The organism is Candidatus Aquicultor secundus, from assembly GCF_002791875.1.
In the GTDB taxonomy this organism is placed as follows: domain Bacteria; phylum Actinomycetota; class Aquicultoria; order Aquicultorales; family Aquicultoraceae; genus Aquicultor_A; species Aquicultor_A secundus.
Map to the genome: position 1 here is coordinate 591 of NZ_PFNG01000029.1, position 848 is coordinate 1,438.

At 48.6% G+C, this 848-nt stretch carries 1 protein-coding gene; it reads left to right on the forward strand.

The window, feature by feature from the left end; all coding sequences use genetic code 11:
• On the forward strand, positions 1-848 hold an 848-nt coding region (locus COY37_RS00975), incomplete at both ends, for an HD-GYP domain-containing protein (protein ID WP_286975574.1).

The following is an 848-nucleotide window of genomic DNA, read 5'->3' on the forward strand; positions in this document are numbered from 1 at the left end:
CAATCGGACGCAATCAATTAAGCACTATATAGGCATCCTTAAAGAAGGCATAAAAAAACACGATTCCGCCCGAGTTCAGCTAGGGCTTAACCATCTCTCAGAATTGGCGCAATCCAAACCGGTTGAACCGCCACTTAAAGGCGATTGTTTTTCATGCCACCAGTCGATAGCGGGCCTCCCAAAACAGGCCGCAACGATATCGACTTCGGCCCGTCAGCTGTTTGCAACGGCACCCGCAAGCCCTGCACGTCGACTGGCGCAGGGTAAGTTTGACTCGTCGCTAAAGCAATTCAATACATCGATTTTAAGAATATTGCAACTGGCACGAGAGGACTCTTCCCGATCAATGCGCAAGGCCGATGCGGTTCGACAGCAATTAAAGCTTTTTATGATCGAACTAGATATCGCGGTCGTCCTAGCGTTCATAACAGTCGCCTTCATCCTCGTACGGTGGGTCCGCAAGCGTCTTGCTGCCTTTGGTAACGCCATCGAGACAATCGCGGAAGGTAACTACTCGTATATATTAAGCGTTAACTCAAACGATGAAATATCGGAATTAGCACATACGTTTAATCTCATGGTTGGGAAAGTGCGCTCCTCCCAGGAAACACTTGCCTCACTCAACCAGGAGCTTCGAGAGCTTCATCTTAACACCGTTAAAGCGTTTGTTGAGGCCATCGAAGCTAAGGACCCGTATACCAGAGGACACTCGGAAAACGTCGCGAGATATTCTCTTCTTCTCGGTCAAGAGCTGGGATTCTCAATCGAAGAACTCGAAGAATTACACGTTGCTGCACTGCTTCACGACATCGGCAAAATCGGCATACGCGAGGAAATCCTTTTTAAGC